The organism is Rhodococcus sp. 21391, assembly GCF_016772255.1.
In the GTDB taxonomy this organism is placed as follows: Bacteria; Actinomycetota; Actinomycetes; order Mycobacteriales; family Mycobacteriaceae; genus Rhodococcus_F; species Rhodococcus_F opacus.
In genome coordinates, this window is the sequence record NZ_CP063781.1 from 4914950 (window position 1) to 4930762 (window position 15813).

A 15813-nucleotide genomic window follows, 5' to 3' on the forward strand; every position below is an offset into this window, starting at 1 on the left:
GACAAGTACTCACAGGGGACGGTGCCACGGACCCGTGATGGCCAGCGTCAGCCCCGGCGACTGGATGTTCGCGAACAGGATCTTCCCGTCCGCACTGAATGCCGGACCGCAGAACTCGCTGTCGTTCAACTCGTTCCGGGCCATCGCGAAGGGCTCACCTTCCGCCGTGACGCCCACCAGGTGGCTGATCCCTTCGCCGTCCTCGGCGAGGATCACGCCGCCGTACGGCGAGACGGTGATGTTGTCGGGCCCGTCGTAGTTTCCCGTGTCCACAGCGGGGTCGGGATTGACACCGAACAGGGTCTTCAGCGTGACGGTTTGCTTCGCCGGGTCGTAGAACCACACCTGGCCGTCGTGCTCGGCGACGCTGCCGTCACTGGTCCGCGCATAGCTCGCGACGAAGTAGGCGCCGCCGTCGCCCCACCACTGTCCCTCCAGCTTGCGGCTCCGGGTGACGACGTCATTCCCGAACTGCTCGCGCACCGACGTACTCGTCGCGTCACGGTCCGGCACACCTACCCATTGCACGGTGTACACGGTGCCCGGCTCGGTGGCCTGCGACAGGTCGGGGACGTGCATTCCGCCCTGGAAGCACGCCATCGCCTGGAGGGCGCCCGCGGTGTCGCCGCCAGGAGACTGCGCGAGTTCACGCAGCGCGTTCGGCCCGCCCCGGAAACCCTGCGGCGGCGTCCACCGGTAGTACAGCCCGTTCGGCCCGGACGCGTCCTCCGTGAGGTAGATGGCACTCGACGCCGGATCCACCGCCACGGCCTCGTGCGCGTACCGGCCCAGGAACTTCAGCGGCACAGGACTTTTACCCTTGTTCGCCTCCTGGCTCGCCGGGTCCACCTCGAAGACGTAACCGTGGTCGAGCAGGAACCCGCCCTCCCCCGCCCGCGCCTCCGTCTCCTCGCAGGTCAACCACGTTCCCCACGGGGTGATGCCGCCCGCGCAGTTGTTCACGGTGCCCGCGACGCTGACGTACTGGCCCTGCCGTGCGCCGTCGGCGCCGACCGCGGTCGTGGTTGTACCGCCACGCGCACCCGTGTCGTACGTCAATCCGTCGAGAGCGGGCACGCCGAACGGTTCGTCGCTGCCGATCTCGTGATTGGTGACGAGTATGGAACCGCCGGGTCGCGCGAACACCCCGATGGCGTCGGGATCGCTCGGCACCGGTACGCCACCGTCCAACTGGGTCTCACCCGAACGGGAGACGACGGTGTACGAAAAACCCACCGGGAGCGAGAGAATGCGGTTCGGGTCGGGTACGAGCGGTCCGTAGCCGATCGCCTGTCCCGGCGCCGCGGACGCGAACGCCGGCCGGACGAGGGCGTCGACGCTTCCGGCGAGTGCCACACCGAGGCCGGTGAGCGCGGTGCGACCGAGGAATCCGCGGCGGTTGAGTGGTGCAGTGGACACTGTCTGAAACCTCCATGGTGACGAACCGGGACCCTCGGACGGTAGGGACCGGACTGCCCTGGTTCGTGGACGCACCGTGGCGGGCGCGTGAACCGGGCGAGAACTTCCCCTGTGAGTACTTGCTAACCCCCCGGGGGCTGTTGCGGAATTGAGTGAGGGCGGTTCGGGTGCGGGTGTCTCGTGCCGAGGTGGGTGCCGGTGCGGGGCGGGGGTGGCCCCCGCCGGGTCAGGGGGTGGCCGGGAGCGGGGTGCCGCCGGTCAGGTGGGTGAGGATCTTGCCGAGGTTGTGCACGGCGGCGTGGAAGGCCCATTCGCTGCGGGCGCGGTCGAGGCCGCGGCTGGTGAAGCGGCGGAATCCGAGGTTGTGTTTGGCGTGCCCGAACACGGTTTCGGCGATGGGTGAGCGTTTGCGGTAGGTGGCGATACCGGCCTCGGTGCGCAGCCGGTGGGTCATGGCCTGGATCGGATCCGCTTGCGGCGGTGGCGGTCCGGTGACCGGATCAGCGGTGGCGGCGGCCTCGAGGTGACGGGATTTGCCAGTGGCGATCAACCGGTCCGGGCCCGGCGCGGTGAGGTTCTCGCGGGAGCAGTAGCCGGCGTCGAAGAGCATCACCCCGATCAGCTCCTCCGGGCTCGTGCCGGTCTGTTCCTTCCCACGTCGGGTGGTGTCGATCAGGTGCGCGGCCGCCCCGGCCTTGTCGACCATCTCGGGGAAATAGTCGTAGTCCGCCGGGCCGGTCCCGACCCCGGTGGCCAGGATCAACCCGTCCTCGCTGGTGAAGGCCTGACAGTTGTAGCCCTGCACCCAGCCGCCGCCGCGCAGCGGCTGCAACCGCGAATCGGGATCGGTGGTGTTGCGGCGCCGCTGCCCGGCGGCGGCGGTGCGCTCACCCTGTTTGCGGAGGGCGGTGTCGAGTTCGGTGCGCCGGCGCCGGACCAGGTGGTGCTCGTCGACCGGCTTCGGTGCGAACCGGGTGCCCCCGGCCCCGGCCGCGGTGCCACCCTGGAACCGCTCGATCACCGCGTGCTGGGCGGCGACCGCCTCGGCCAGACGCCGCTCGGCGGCGGCGACCTCGGCCCCGACCGGCACCCGGCCCATCACCGTCTGGCCCGCGTCGAGCCGGGCCAGATAGTCCTGCGCCTTCCCGTCCCGCTCGCATCGTTCGGCGTCCTTCTCCGCGTCGAGCTGCGCCAACGCCTCGGCGATCCGTGCCGAGCGGGTGCTGGGATCGGCCAACTCCGCGGGCACCTGTCCCGGGCCCGGATCGTCCTCGCCGTAGAGGTCGTCCTCGGTGTCATCGGTGGCGGCGTGCGCGGCCACCGCGGCGGCGGCGATCCGCGCGGCCTCGGCCTCGGCTGCCCGGCGCAGCCCGTCCTCGGTGCGGTTGGCGTCCTTCGATGCGTTCGAGGCGATCTTCACCCCGTCCAACGCGATCGTCTCGAGTCGGCCCAGACCCAACCGGGCGGCCAGGATCAGGACCTGCGTGAACAGGGCCTCGCAGGCGGTGTGGTTGTCCTTGCGGAACCGTGAGATCGTCACGTGATCGGGGGTGTCGCCGGCGCAGATCACCCGGTAGGACACCACCTCCGAGCAGGCCCGCTCGATCTGCCGGGACGACCGCATCCCCCGCGACCACGCCCAGACCAGCAGGGTCACCAGCATGTCCGGGTCGTACCCGGCCCGCCCGGCACCCCCGGTGCGGCGAGAGCCATGAAAGGCGCTGGTGTCGAGATGAGTGTCGACGATCTCGATCACCGTCCACACCGGATGCGTGGGCGGCACCCACTCCCGCATGTCCGGCGGCAACAAAAACTGCTGATCACGATTTACCGGTCGATACCCCTTGGCCACCAACACATTATCCAAGAAACATCAGGTCGGGGCGCCGCGGCACGCGGAGGCCCCGACCCGGAAATTTGAAACAGCCCCCCCGCGGTTAATAAGTACTCACGGGCGTTGACATGTGACTAAATGGTCACCTATTGTCGATTCATGGACGACGATCACGTCTTCAAGGCACTGGCCGATTCGACCCGGCGCCTGATACTCGACCGATTGTTCGCCCAGGATGGTCAGACGCTCACCGAACTCGAGTCGCAGGTCGAGATGACGCGATTCGGGGTCATGAAGCATCTGCGTGTGCTCGAAGACGCGGGGCTCGTCGTCACGCGCCGCTCCGGCCGGGAAAAACTTCACTACCTCAATCCTGTGCCGATACAGCTGATCCACAACCGGTGGATCGACAAATACACCGAGCGTCACACGAGTGCGCTCGCTCAGCTGAAATCCGAACTGGAGGAAGAGAAATGACTACCGCCGACGCATTCCAGATCTACGCGGTCTACATCAAGGCGACGCCGGAGGCCATCTGGGACGCCATCACCAAACCCGAGTGGTCGCAGCAGTACGGTTACGGCGGCCTCGTCGACTACGACCTCCGCGCGGGCGGTGCGTTCCAATCGCGCGCGGACTACGCGATGAAGGAATACCCGGGCGTGCCCGACGTGATCGTCGACGGCGAGGTGATCGAGTCCGATCCGCCGAAGAAGCTGGTGCAGACGTGGCGGATGCTGATGGACGCCGACAACGTGGAGGGATTCACCACGCTCACCTACGAGATCGTGCCGTCGAGCCGGCCCGGAGTCGCGAAACTGACTGTCACACACGACCTCACCAACGCACCCGGCCTGGCCGAGATGGTCGCGGGCAAGCGGGAATCCGAGGGCGCGGGCGGCGGCTGGAACGAGGTGCTGAGCGGAATGAAGACCCTGCTCGAGACGGGGCAGCCGATGGTGAACTGGGGCTGACCGCCGGGTCGGCGGGCGCGAGGGCCCGACATCTGTCGGACGGCCGCAGTAAGCTCCAACCATGACGGCTGCGCAGTCGCTCGACGGGGATTTCCTCGCACTCGCCGACCCTTACCGGCGCGAGTTGCTCGCCCATTGTTATCGCATGATGGGCTCACTTCACGACGCCGAAGACCAGATGCAGGAGACCTTCATCCGGGCCTGGCGGGGGTACGACGGCTACCAGCAGCAGGCGTCGCTGCGGACGTGGCTGTACAAGATCGCCACCAACACGTGCCTGACGGCCCTGCAGAGCAAATCCAAGCGTCCGCTGCCGAGTGGGCTGGGCGCTCCCGACTCCGACCCGACCGCCGACCTCGTCGAACGACACGAGGTGCCATGGCTCGGACCGCTCCCCGACCGCCTCATCGACGACGATGCGAACGATCCCGCCACCGTCGTGACGTCGCGCGAGTCGGTGCGGCTGGCGTTCATCGCCGCCCTTCAGCATCTTCCTGCACGTCAGCGTGCGGTTCTCGTCCTCCGCGACGTGTTGCAGTGGAAGGCGTCGGAGGTCGCGGCGGCTGTCGGTACCACCACGACGGCGGTGAACAGCCTGCTGCAGCGTGCACGTGCGCAACTCGAACTGGCCATGCCGACGGCCGACACTCTCGTGGAACCGGAATCACCTGAGGAACGCGACCTCCTCGACCGCTACGTCGCCGCGTTCGAGGACTACGACATCGACGCGATCGTCGAACTGTTCACCAAGGACGCCGTCTGGGAGATGCCACCGTTCGACGGCTGGTATCGCGGGGGCGCCTCGATCGGCACCCTGATCAGCGGAAACTGTCCAGCCAAGGCTGCGGGCGACATGCGCCTGGTGCCCACGGCGGCCAACGGACAACCGGCGCTCGGCCTGTACATGCGCGGGGAGGACGGCGTCCACCGTCCGTTCCAGCTCCACGTCCTGGACGTCACGGCTGACGGGGTCTCCCATGTCGTCTGCTTCTTCGACGTCGATCTGTTCGAGAAGTTCGGACTACCGGAGACCCCGCCCGCCTGACCCCTACGCCGGCACGGCGGCCGGATCCATCCACATGACCTCCCAGACGTGACCGTCCAGGTCGCGGAACGCGCGACCGTACATGAAGCCTTCGTCCTGGAGCTTGCCCCACGACGTCCCGCCGGAGGCGAGGGCTTTGTCGACGAGGCTGTCGACCTCCTCGCGGCTGTCGGCCGAGATACACATGAGGGCCTCGACGGACTTCGAGGTGTCGCAGATGCCGCCCTCGATGAAGTCCTTGAACCGGGACTCGACGAGGAGCATCACGGACGTGTATTCGTTGATCACCATGGCGGTGCAGGAGTCGTCGCTGAACGTAGTGTTGAACTCGAAGCCGAGTCCGGCGAAGAACGTCTTGGTCGCGTCGAGGTTCTTGATCGGCAGGTTCACGAAGAGCATCCGGGACATGTGATTCTCCTTCTCGGGTTCCGCCCACTGCGGAAGGTCATCGATACAGACCGCAGCGGTGCGCAAAACTCATCGGCGACCGCGCGCCCGATCCCTCAGCTCTCGGCGAGGTCGAGGAACGAGCCGATGATGATCCGCCCGGCCGCTTCCACGTCGGCCATGTGCTCCCCCGACGGCGCGGTGTCCGGCGGCATGTGGGTCTGCATCACCGGCAGCTGCGCGCGGGTCAGTTCGACGTGGAACTGCAACCCGTACGCCCGGCGGCCGATCGCGAACGCCTGATTCTCGTAGAGGTGACTGCTCGCCAGCCCGATCGCGCCGTCGGGGAGGTCGAAGGTGTCGCCGTGCCAGTGGACGACGGGCACCTCGACGCCGGCCGAACCGAACACGGGATCGCGCGTCCCGTCCACGGACACGGTGACCGTTCCGGCGCCGTTCTCCGGGGTCGGCCCCCGGCGGATCGCGCTGCCGAACGAGGCGGCGAGAAGCTGCGCGCCGAGGCAGATTCCCAGCATCGGAAGTCCGGCGTCCACAATTTCTTTGATGAAGTTTCGCTCTCGTGGAAGTTGCGGGTGGGTAACGTCATCGAGTGCGCCCATCGGACCGCCCATCACCACGAGGCCGCCGATGTCGTGAACGGCCGGGAGTTCCGACGCCCGGTACATGGGGTACTCGGTGTACCGAATTCCCCGCTCCGCCAGCAAAGTACCGACGAGCGCCGGTCCCTCGAACGGCACGTGCTTTACAACCGCCCATGGCTTGTTCATGCCACAATCCTTACCGAGTAGGGACTTTCGACCCTATGCAGGCCCGAATTCGCGAATTCCGCACTGAGTGCACAAAATTCGGATGTTCACACGGAGTTCACCTTCGGTGTACTCCACCCGAATGACACCATCCAAACTGGACGCTTGTCTAGTGGCATGGCTCACGCGAAACCTGTAGAAATACGACGTCACGCTTTCGTGACCCGTCCCATATCAATTAGTTATCCGGTGGTGGTCCCTGACAAACGGAACGTCACCATCTCCCGTTACCTCAGACCACAGACGAGCCCTCCCGCGATCCGGGAAGTCGTCTACGGGATGGAAAGGGCCCTAGATGCCGCTCCCCATGTCCCCTCTCGACTCGATGTTCCTTCTCGGCGAGTCCCGTGAGCACCCGATGCATGTCGGCGGCGTAGAGATCTTCCAGCTCCCGGAAGGCGCCGACACGTACGACATGCGCGCGATGCTCGACCGCGCGCTCGCCGACGGCGACGGAATCGTCACCCCCCGGCTCGCCAAGCGAGCCCACCGGTCCTTCTCGACGCTCGGTCAGTGGAGTTGGGAGACCGTCGACGACATCGACCTCGGTCACCACATCCGGCACGACGCGCTGCCCGCCCCCGGGGGCGAGGCCGAGCTGATGGCACTCTGCTCGCGGCTGCACGGATCGCTGCTCGACCGCAGCCGCCCGCTGTGGGAGATGCACCTGATCGAGGGTCTGAGCGACGGACGGTTCGCCGTCTACACCAAGATCCACCACGCGGTCGCCGACGGCGTCACCGCGATGAAGATGCTGCGCAACGCGCTCAGCGAGAACTCGGAAGATCGGGACGTGCCGGCACCGTGGCAGCCGCGGGGCCCGCGGCCGCAGCGGACGCCGTCGAAGGGCTTCAGCCTGTCGGGTCTGGCCGGTTCCACGTTCCGCACCGCCCGCGACACCGTCGGTGAGGTCGCCGGGCTCGTGCCCGCGCTCGCCGGCACCGTGTCCCGCGCCTTCCGCGACCAGGGCGGCCCACTCGCCCTGTCCGCACCGAAGACCCCGTTCAACGTGCCGATCACCGGTGCCCGCCAGTTCGCGGCGCAGTCGTGGCCGCTCGAACGTCTCCGGCTCGTCGCCAAGCTGTCCGACACCACCATCAACGACGTCGTGCTCGCGATGTCCTCGGGAGCACTCCGCAGCTATCTCGAGGATCAGAACGCCCTGCCCGCCGAGCCGCTGATCGCGATGGTGCCGGTGTCGCTGAAGAGTCAGCGCGAGGCGTCGAACGGCAACAACATCGGGGTGCTCATGTGCAACCTCGGCACCCACCTCCCCGACCCGGCGGATCGCCTCGACACCATCCGGACGTCGATGCGCGAGGGCAAGGAGGCGTACGAGACGATGAGTGCGACGCAGATCCTCGCGATGAGCGCTCTCGGCGCGGCACCGATCGGCGCGAGCATGCTGTTCGGGCACAACTCGCGGGTGCGCCCGCCGTTCAACCTCATCATCTCCAATGTTCCGGGCCCCAGCTCGCCGCTGTACTGGAACGGGGCGCGGCTCGACGCGATCTACCCGCTGTCGGTGCCCGTCGACGGCCAGGGCCTGAACATCACCTGCACCAGCAACGACGACATCATCTCGTTCGGGGTCACCGGCTGCCGCAGCGCGGTGCCCGACCTGAAGTCGATCCCCGCCCGGCTGGGGCACGAACTGCGCGCCCTCGAGCGCGCGGTCGGAATCTGATCCTAGGGACTCTTGCGGTCGCTGTGCCCGAGGTGGCGGTCGGGCGCCACCCGGTCCCGGACCAATTGCTTGAGCACGGTGATGTCGGGGAAGCCGCCTTGTTCCTTGCGGTCCCAGATCAGTTCGTCGTCGACGGTGATGCGGAAGATCCCGCCGGTGCCGGGGACGAGCGCGACCTCGCCGAGGTCCTGCCCGAACGTGCCGAGTAATTCCTGCGCCATCCACGCTGCGCGCAACAGCCACTGGCACTGGGTGCAGTAGGTGATCGCGACCCGGCCGTCCGCGCTGCTCGTCGTCATCGTGCCAGGTTAGCCGAAGGTGCTCCCCCGCTTGCTGTTCGAGTTTCACGGAGGACACCTGTTCGTCATGCGGACGTCAGCATCGTGAGGCAGACTGTCGATCGCCATGCTGTGCCCCCTCGACGAAAGGAAGCCGCCATGTCGACCGCGCTCGAAGAATCGCGTCGCCACGCCATCGAGCTGACCAACGAGAAGATCCAGGCCGTCAAGGACTTCTTCACCAACATCTTCCGCCTGGACACCACGCACCGCACCGAGGCCTGAACACGGGGGGAGGCCTTCGCCGAGAAGGCCTCCCCGTGTTCACCGGAACCTCTCGAAGAACTGCACGACCTCCGCGGTGCGGAAGTGGTCTTCCGAGACGTGCGGTCCGCTCACCTCGACGAACTCGACGGCGTCCGAGCCGCGACGGAGCATCTCGACCCACGGTCCCGTGACGCCGGCAATGTTCGCCACCTCGTCCTCCCGCGACGCGTACACCCGAATCGGCACTCCGACATAGTCTCCCGGCTCGTGCCGGACAGCGTCCCAGTGCTCGGTCTTCGGTTCGAGGTCGTGCCCGTCCGCGGACACGCGGAAGGCGTCCCGCACGGTGTCGCGTCCGTGTTCGCCCCGGTCCCACACCGCGCGCAGCGACAGGGACGGAGCGATGAACACCGCGCCGTCCCACGCGACCTCGCGTAGGCGCACGGCGTTGGCGGCGGCGTTGGCGCCCATCGATTCGCCGATGAGGAACCGAACTGTCACCGGCCACCGGCGGGAAACCCACTCGTCCAGTGCGACCACGGCGTCCTGCGCCAGGCGGTTTCCCCATTGGTCGCCGTGCAGGTAGGGGCTGGCGACCAGGTATCCGGCGTCCAGCAGGCCGTCCCGCAGGGCCGCGCGATCGTCGATTGACCTCTCGTCACCCGTACGCCCGTGCAGGTAGCACGCGAACGCCGACGGCGTCACCCCGCGCGGCACCGCGACCAGCGCACGATCGCCGGAGCGCGGGACCGTCACCGCGTGCTCGTCGTACGTCGTGAGGTGTGTCGTGCGCCGCGTCAATGGTTCGACGGACCCGGCACGAAGTATCACCCCGCCACGCTAACAAGCGGGGACGCGACGTGCGTGGCGGGGAATTCGGACCCGGCACCGGTTTCGCCGAGACGAGCTGACGCCCGACGCCACGCTTCTATAATTCGTACCCTGAGCCCTAGTTGCGAGGGGGACGGATGGCCGGCTTCCTGCTACGACGAGCGCTCAACTACGTGGTGCTGTTGCTGCTGGCGTCGTTCCTGACGTTCAGTCTCGCCTCGCTCACGTTCCGTCCGCTCGACAGCCTGGAGCAGCGCAACCCCCGGCCACCCCAATCGGTGATCGACGCGAAGGCCGCCGAACTGCATCTGGACGACCCGATCCCGGTGCGGTACGCGAACTGGCTGGGCGGCGTGGTCCACGGCGACTTCGGCACCACGATCACGGGTCAACCGGTCTCGGACGAGTTGGGACGCCGGATCCTGGTGAGCATGCGATTGCTGATCCTCGGTTCCGTCATCGGAGCGGTACTGGGTGTGCTGATCGGCGCCGCCGGTGCGATCCGGCAGTACAAGTTCAGCGACTATTTCACCACCGTCCTGTCGCTGCTGATCCTCAGCGCGCCCGTGTTCCTCGTCGCGACCCTGCTGAAATACGGTGCTCTCCAGATCAACTCGGCCACCGGAAGCCAGATTTTCCTGTACACCGGCGAATCCTCGGCCAGCACGATCACCGGGTTCTGGCCGCAGTTCGTCGACCGCGTGCAGCATCTCGTGCTGCCGACCATCGCGTTGGCACTGGGCAGCATCGCCGGTTACAGCCGGTACCAGCGCAACGCGATGCTCGACGTTCTGGGCAGCGACTTCATCCGGACCGCCAGGGCGAAGGGACTGACCCGGCGGGCGGCACTGCTCAAGCATGGGCTTCGGACGGCACTGATCCCGATGGCGACACTGTTCGCCTACGGATTCGGGGCGCTGGTCGTCGGCGCCACGTTCACCGAGACGATCTTCGGCTGGCACGGGATCGGCGAGTGGATCGTGATCGGCATCGACAATCAGGACACCAACATCGTCGTGGCGATCACGTCGTTCACCGGGCTGATCGTGCTGTTGTCGGGACTCCTCTCGGACGTGGTGTACGCGGCGCTCGACCCGAGGGTGCGTGTCGGGTGACCGAGATCCAGATCGCGTCCACCGATGCGGCGGTGTCGGCCGTCGGTCGCCGGACCCTGCTGTGGCGGCGGTTTCTCCGGAACAAGCCCGCCATCGCCGGGGTGTGCGTCCTGGTGTTGCTGTTCGTGGGCAGTTTCATCGGACCGTACCTGCTCCCCTACGACTATCAGCAACTCGACTACACCGCGCTGCTGCAGCCGCCCAGCGCCGAACATCCGTTCGGCACCAACCAGATCGGCCAGGACGTTCTGGCCCAGACGTTGCGCGGGCTGCAGAAGTCGCTGATCATCGGGATCTGCGTCGCGATATTCTCCACCGCCATCGCGGCGCTCGTCGGCGCGCTGGCAGGGTATGTCGGCGGCTGGCCCGATCGGGTGATCATGTGGCTGGTCGATCTGCTGCTCGTCGTTCCCAGCTTCATCATCATCGCGGTGTTCACTCCGCGGCTGAAGTCCTCGAGCTCGATCGCCCTGCTGATCCTGCTGCTGGCGGTGTTCGGCTGGATGATCACCGCCCGGATGGTCCGGGGGATGACGCTGAGCCTGCGCGAGCGGGAATTCGTCCAGGCGGCCCGGTACATGGGCGCCCCCACGCACAAGATCATCACCAGCCACATCGTCCCCAACATCGCGTCGATTCTGATCATCGACGCGACCCTGAACGTCGGTGCCGCGATCCTCGCCGAGACCGGGCTCAGTTTCCTCGGGTTCGGCGTCCAGAAGCCGGACATCTCCCTCGGGTCGCTGATTGCCGACGGCACCGAATCCGCGCTCACCTACCCGTGGCTGTTCCTGTTCGCGGGCGGACTGCTGGTGATCACCGTGCTGTCCGCGAACCTGGTGGGCGACGGTCTGCGCGACGCGGTCGACCCCAGCTCGACGCGCGCCCGGTCCCGCAAGCGGAAGAAGAAGGCGAAGCGGTGACCGGGCAACCGCTGCTCGAGATCGAGGACCTGCGGGTCAGCTTTCCCAGCGAGGAGGGCCGGATCGAGGCGGTTCGTGGTGTCAGCTACGGCGTCTCCGACGGCGAGGTGCTGGCCATCGTGGGTGAGTCGGGTTCGGGTAAGTCGGTGGCGTCGCTCGCCGTGATGGGACTGCTGCCCGAGCACGCGCGCGTCACCGGCTCCATCCGGTTGCAGGGCCGCGAGTTGCTGGGCATGGGTGACAAGGAGCTGTCGACGCTGCGCGGGAAGACGGTGAGCATGGTGTTCCAGGACCCGCTGTCCGCGTTGACGCCGGTGTACCGGGTCGGTGACCAGATCGCCGAGGCGCTGCTCGTCCACGGCCGGGCGAGCAGCAAGAAGGATGCCGCGCAGCGGGCTGTCGACCTGCTCGACCTGGTCGGGATACCCGATCCGGCGGTGCGCGCCAAGGCCTTTCCCCACGAGTTCTCCGGCGGCATGCGCCAGCGCGTCGTGATCGCCATCGCCATCGCCAACGACCCCGCGCTGATCATCTGCGACGAGCCGACCACCGCCCTCGACGTGACCGTGCAGGCGCAGATCCTGAACCTGCTGCGCAAGGCCCGCGACCTCACCGGCGCCGGCGTCGTGATGATCACCCACGACATGGGCATCGCCGCGACGCTGGCCGACCGCGTGGTGGTGATGTATGCGGGCCGGGTGGTGGAGTCGGCGTCGGTGCGCGAACTGTTCGCCGAACCCCGGATGCCCTACACCGCAGGCCTACTCGTGTCCGTGCCGCGGATGGACGCTCCGATCCGGAGCCGCCTGGTCTCGATCGCCGGTGCCCCGCCCGCGCTGCATTCGCTGCCACCCGGCTGCACGTTCGCGCCGCGCTGCCCGCTCGCCGTGGACGACTGCCTACTGGCCGAGCCGGAACTCGTCTCGACCGGACGCGGTCATCAGGCGGCGTGCATCCGCGTCGACGAGACGCGCACCCGCGACCTGTTCACGGCGTATCGGCGGGACCAGCCGGCACCCGCCGCCACCGCGGAGACGGCACCCGAGCAGCGCGTGGTGCTGCAGGTGGCCGATCTCGTGAAGACGTATCCGATCACCAGCGGTCTGGTGTTCCGCCGCAAGCGGGGCGAGATCCGGGCGGTCGACGGCATCAGCTTCGACATCAGCGCCGGCCGCACGCTGGCGCTGGTGGGTGAATCCGGCTCGGGCAAATCGACCACGTTGACGCAGATTCTCGACCTGGCCGCACCGGAATCCGGTTCGATCGCGGTGCTGGGCGCCGACGTCGCGGCGCTGAGCCCACACGAGAAGCGCGCGATCCGGCGCAAGATGGCGGTCGTCTTCCAGGATCCGACGGCGTCCCTGGATCCCCGGCTGCCGGTGTTCGACGTTCTCGCCGAGCCGCTCCGGCTGGACGGCCGGAAGCGCGAGGAGGTCGGCCGCCGGGTACCGGAGTTGCTCGACCTCGTCGGGTTGCGCCGCGAGCACGCCGATCGCTATCCGGCGGATTTCTCGGGCGGCCAGAAGCAGCGGATCAGCATCGCCCGCGCGCTCGCCCTCGATCCGGAACTGCTGATCCTGGACGAGCCGGTGTCGTCGCTCGACGTCTCGATCCAGGCCGGGGTGCTCAACCTCCTGCGCGATCTTCAGGAGCAGCGAGGCATGTCGTACCTGTTCGTCTCCCACGACCTGTCGGTGGTCCGCAACATCGCGCACGACGTCGCGGTGATGTACCGGGGCAGGATCGTCGAGTCGGGGACAGCGCAGACGATTTTCGAGGATCCGCAGCACGAGTACACCCGGGCACTCCTCGAGGCAATTCCCGTTCCGGATCCGACGTATTTGGCACACTAAAGCTCAGCGAACTTCGAGGAAGGGCACATCCATGAGGATTCGTTCGGCGCGCACCCGCCTCGCGGTATCGGTCCTGGCCATCGGCCTGATTCTCGGTGGCTGCGGGGGTTCGGACACCGGCGGCGTCGAGGCCGGGTCCGGGTCGATCGGCACCACCAACGACATCAATCCGCACGACCCCAGCGAGCTACGCGACGGCGGAAACCTGCGGTTGGCGTTGTCGGGTTTCCCCCCGAATTTCAACACCCTGTCCAACGACGGCAACGACACCGAGATCGGCGCCATGCTGAAGCCGATGATGCCCCGCGCCTTCAGCACCGACGCCTCGGGAGCGCTGTCGGTGAACCACGACTACTTCACCGACGTCGCGCTCACCGGCACCGACCCCCAGCAGGTCACGTACACGATCGACCCGAAGGCCGTGTGGTCGGACGGCACCCCGATCACGTGGGCGGACATCCAGTCTCAGGCCGCAGCGCTCAGCGGGAAGAACAAGGAATTCCTGATCGCGAACACGTCCGGGTTCGAGCGGGTGGACAAGGTCGAGCGCGGCGTCGACGACCGTCAGGCGGTGATCACATTCGCCGAGCCGTACGCCGAATGGAAGGGCCAGTTCGCGGGCAATTCGATGCTGTACCCGAAGTCGGTCACCGCGACCCCCGAGACGTTCAACGAGAGTCTGCGCGACGGGGTCACACTGACGTCGGGACCGTTCCGGATCGCGTCGATCGACAGGGCGCAGAACCGAATCACGCTGGGCCGCAACCCCGCGTGGTGGGGCAACACTCCGAAACTCGACACCATCACCTACAGCGTGCTCGACGACTCGGCGCGAATTCCCGCTCTGCAGAACAACGAGATCGACGCGTCCGGACTGGGCACCATCGACGAGGTGAAGACCGCGCAGGGTTCGGCAGGCATCGCGATCCGCCGGGCACCGGGAAACCAGTTCTCGCACATCACGTTCAACGGAGCGGAGGGATCGATCCTCGCCGATCCGGAATTGCGGGTGGCGCTGTCCAAGGGCATCGACCGGCAAGGCATCGCGACCGCGATCCAGAATGGTCTGGTCGACGATCCCCAGCCGCTGAACAACCACGTCTACCTCAACGGCCAGGAAGGCTACCAGGACAACAGCGCAGCCGTCTCCTACGACCCCGAGGAGGCCGCGAGGCGGCTCGACGAACTCGGCTGGACACTCAACGGCGAGTTCCGGGAGAAGGACGGGCGCAGGCTCGAGATTCGCGACGTGATGTACCAGTCGACCACCTGGGTTCAGATCGCGCAGATCCTTCAGCAGAACCTCGCGCAGATCGGCGTCAAGCTGAACATCGACACCCGTGGCGGCACCGGGTTCTTCACCGATGTCATCCAGCCCGGCGACTTCGATATCGCCCAATTCTCCTGGGTGGGTGATCCGTTCCCACTCAGCGGCCTGCCGCAGATCTACGCGTACAACCCCGACGACCTGCAGGGAAATTACGGCCGGATCGGTTCGCCCGAACTGAACGCGCTGATCGAGCGGACGATCTCGGAACTCGACCCCCAGAAGGCGATCGAACTGGCCAACGAAGTGGACACCGCGGTGTTCGAAGAGGGATTCTCGCTGCCGCTGGTGCAGGCGCCGGGCAACGTCGCGGTGCGCGACAACCTGGCGAACTTCGGCGCCGCCGGCCTCGCGTCCTACGACTACACCACGATCGGCTTCCTGAATTAGCGGGTTCGCGGCCGTCCGCTACCCCGTTGCCGTCAGCGCGTGCGCGCTGGTGGTGTGCGGCGCGTTCGCCGTGGTCGCCGACGCCGATCAGCTCAGCGCACTGGTCGTGGTGGCGGCGACGGTGCTCGGCGTCACCGGCTACACGTGGTTCGCTGCCACCCGTTCGGGGTCGGAGCCGGGTCGGCCCGCCACGGTGCACCGGGTACGCCAGCAGCATCGGCTGACCAGCAGGTCCTGGATCGAGGTTCGTGAGGAACCGGGTTCACTGTGGATTCCGGTGTTCTTCGATCCCGCGCTGATCACGATGCCGACCCCGACCGCGGCGACGGTGCACGACGCGGGGCGTCGCCGCGTCGTGGTCTGGGAAGGCCGTCGACTCCGCCCGTCCGGGCAAGCGCGTCGTTCGGAGCCGGCCGGGCGGTTGATCGACAACCCGTCGCGCCCGGATCCGGACGGCCCGGTGCGCGCCCGGGCGGCCGCTCGACCGGTCCGCCGGATCGTCCTCGACGCCCAGTTCGCAGTGGCGGCACCGTTCGTCGGGGCACTGTGGGTGTACGTCGCGGGCGGTGGGCTTCCGGCGTACGCGGGCGCGACCTGTGTGGCTGCGGCTGTCGCGGTGTGGTTGGCGGCCGTCCGCGGCTCCGACCCCAGCTGAG

The 15813-nt window shown here is 67.4% G+C and carries 16 protein-coding genes; 10 read left to right on the forward strand and 6 right to left on the reverse strand.

Translation table 11 applies throughout. The features are described 5' to 3' along the window. Window positions 1–9 precede the first annotated feature (9 nt). Window positions 10–1419, reverse strand: a complete 1410-nt coding sequence (locus tag GO592_RS22770; RefSeq protein WP_007300799.1) for an alkaline phosphatase PhoX — start codon at window positions 1417–1419, stop codon at window positions 10–12. 226 nt (window positions 1420–1645) lie between these two features. Continuing rightward, a complete protein-coding gene (locus GO592_RS22775; RefSeq protein WP_172649761.1) occupies window positions 1646–3277 on the reverse strand; it encodes a transposase in 1632 nt (543 codons plus the stop codon). 135 nt (window positions 3278–3412) lie between these two features. Here GO592_RS22775 and GO592_RS22780 point away from each other — a divergent pair, with 135 nt between their 5' ends. The 3 genes from GO592_RS22780 to GO592_RS22790 all read left to right on the forward strand — a co-directional run bounded on the left by GO592_RS22780 (window position 3413) and on the right by GO592_RS22790 (window position 5272). Next, window positions 3413–3730 carry an ArsR/SmtB family transcription factor gene (locus GO592_RS22780; RefSeq protein ID WP_005257340.1) on the forward strand — a complete coding sequence of 106 codons (318 nt, stop codon included), beginning with the start codon at window positions 3413–3415 and terminating at the stop codon, window positions 3728–3730. After that, a complete protein-coding gene (locus GO592_RS22785; protein WP_007300653.1) occupies window positions 3727–4227 on the forward strand; it encodes an SRPBCC family protein in 501 nt (166 codons plus the stop codon). Before GO592_RS22780 ends, GO592_RS22785 begins: the two co-directional genes overlap by 4 nt. A gap of 61 nt (window positions 4228–4288) precedes the next feature. Further along, the gene (locus GO592_RS22790) at window positions 4289–5272 is read left to right on the forward strand and encodes a sigma-70 family RNA polymerase sigma factor (protein ID WP_007300652.1); all 984 of its coding nucleotides are present in this window, start codon (window positions 4289–4291) and stop codon (window positions 5270–5272) included. A 3-nt stretch (window positions 5273–5275) separates the two neighbouring features. On the opposite strand, the gene GO592_RS22795 is transcribed toward GO592_RS22790, so the two are convergent. Further along, window positions 5276–5680: a VOC family protein gene (locus GO592_RS22795; protein ID WP_007300651.1), complete on the reverse strand. Its 405-nt coding sequence runs from the start codon at window positions 5678–5680 to the stop codon at window positions 5276–5278. 95 nt (window positions 5681–5775) lie between these two features. Then, window positions 5776–6447, reverse strand: coding sequence for a type 1 glutamine amidotransferase (locus GO592_RS22800; protein WP_007300650.1), 672 nt, complete (start codon window positions 6445–6447; stop codon window positions 5776–5778). A gap of 334 nt (window positions 6448–6781) precedes the next feature. Here GO592_RS22800 and GO592_RS22805 point away from each other — a divergent pair, with 334 nt between their 5' ends. Further along, window positions 6782–8173 carry a WS/DGAT/MGAT family O-acyltransferase gene (locus GO592_RS22805; protein WP_005257349.1) on the forward strand — a complete coding sequence of 464 codons (1392 nt, stop codon included), beginning with the start codon at window positions 6782–6784 and terminating at the stop codon, window positions 8171–8173. Between the two features lie 2 nt (window positions 8174–8175). Here the strand turns inward: GO592_RS22805 and GO592_RS22810 are convergent, their stop codons facing one another. Further along, entirely contained in the window at window positions 8176–8472 is a 297-nt protein-coding gene (locus tag GO592_RS22810) for a SelT/SelW/SelH family protein (protein ID WP_005238102.1), read from the reverse strand. A 138-nt stretch (window positions 8473–8610) separates the two neighbouring features. Between GO592_RS22810 and GO592_RS45900 the strand changes: the two genes are divergently transcribed. Beyond that, window positions 8611–8736, forward strand: coding sequence for a hypothetical protein (locus GO592_RS45900; protein ID WP_005257351.1), 126 nt, complete (start codon window positions 8611–8613; stop codon window positions 8734–8736). 39 nt (window positions 8737–8775) lie between these two features. Here the strand turns inward: GO592_RS45900 and GO592_RS22815 are convergent, their stop codons facing one another. Beyond that, window positions 8776–9549, reverse strand: a complete 774-nt coding sequence (locus GO592_RS22815; RefSeq protein WP_039952842.1) for a serine aminopeptidase domain-containing protein — start codon at window positions 9547–9549, stop codon at window positions 8776–8778. A 137-nt stretch (window positions 9550–9686) separates the two neighbouring features. Here GO592_RS22815 and GO592_RS22820 point away from each other — a divergent pair, with 137 nt between their 5' ends. The 5 genes from GO592_RS22820 to GO592_RS22840 are packed head-to-tail and all read left to right on the forward strand — an operon-like array spanning window position 9687 to window position 15812. Beyond that, window positions 9687–10664 (forward strand): ABC transporter permease, encoded by a 978-nt coding sequence (locus GO592_RS22820; RefSeq protein WP_007300648.1) that lies wholly within the window; start codon window positions 9687–9689, stop codon window positions 10662–10664. Continuing rightward, complete coding sequence (locus GO592_RS22825) at window positions 10661–11587, forward strand: ABC transporter permease (RefSeq protein ID WP_007300647.1); 927 nt, start codon at window positions 10661–10663, stop codon at window positions 11585–11587. The genes GO592_RS22820 and GO592_RS22825 overlap by 4 nt, the downstream gene beginning before the upstream one ends. After that, entirely contained in the window at window positions 11584–13440 is a 1857-nt protein-coding gene (locus tag GO592_RS22830; protein WP_007300646.1) for a dipeptide ABC transporter ATP-binding protein, read from the forward strand. Before GO592_RS22825 ends, GO592_RS22830 begins: the two co-directional genes overlap by 4 nt. Before the next feature lie 31 nt (window positions 13441–13471). Continuing rightward, a complete protein-coding gene (locus GO592_RS22835) occupies window positions 13472–15157 on the forward strand; it encodes an ABC transporter family substrate-binding protein (RefSeq protein WP_007300645.1) in 1686 nt (561 codons plus the stop codon). A gap of 49 nt (window positions 15158–15206) precedes the next feature. Next, on the forward strand, window positions 15207–15812 hold the full coding sequence (locus GO592_RS22840) for a hypothetical protein (RefSeq protein WP_007300644.1): 606 nt from the start codon (window positions 15207–15209) through the stop codon (window positions 15810–15812). The last annotated feature ends 1 nt before the right edge of the window (window position 15813 follow it).

Coding starts and splice junctions, on each gene's coding strand:
- GO592_RS22780 (WP_005257340.1), top strand. CDS start 3,413: ATGGACGACGATCACGTCTTCAAGGCACTGGCCGATTCGACCCGGCGC.
- GO592_RS22785 (WP_007300653.1), top strand. CDS start 3,727: ATGACTACCGCCGACGCATTCCAGATCTACGCGGTCTACATCAAGGCG.
- GO592_RS22790 (WP_007300652.1), top strand. CDS start 4,289: ATGACGGCTGCGCAGTCGCTCGACGGGGATTTCCTCGCACTCGCCGAC.
- GO592_RS22795 (WP_007300651.1), bottom strand. CDS start 5,680: ATGTCCCGGATGCTCTTCGTGAACCTGCCGATCAAGAACCTCGACGCG.
- GO592_RS22800 (WP_007300650.1), bottom strand. CDS start 6,447: ATGAACAAGCCATGGGCGGTTGTAAAGCACGTGCCGTTCGAGGGACCG.
- GO592_RS22805 (WP_005257349.1), top strand. CDS start 6,782: ATGCCGCTCCCCATGTCCCCTCTCGACTCGATGTTCCTTCTCGGCGAG.
- GO592_RS22810 (WP_005238102.1), bottom strand. CDS start 8,472: ATGACGACGAGCAGCGCGGACGGCCGGGTCGCGATCACCTACTGCACC.
- GO592_RS45900 (WP_005257351.1), top strand. CDS start 8,611: ATGTCGACCGCGCTCGAAGAATCGCGTCGCCACGCCATCGAGCTGACC.
- GO592_RS22820 (WP_007300648.1), top strand. CDS start 9,687: ATGGCCGGCTTCCTGCTACGACGAGCGCTCAACTACGTGGTGCTGTTG.
- GO592_RS22835 (WP_007300645.1), top strand. CDS start 13,472: ATGAGGATTCGTTCGGCGCGCACCCGCCTCGCGGTATCGGTCCTGGCC.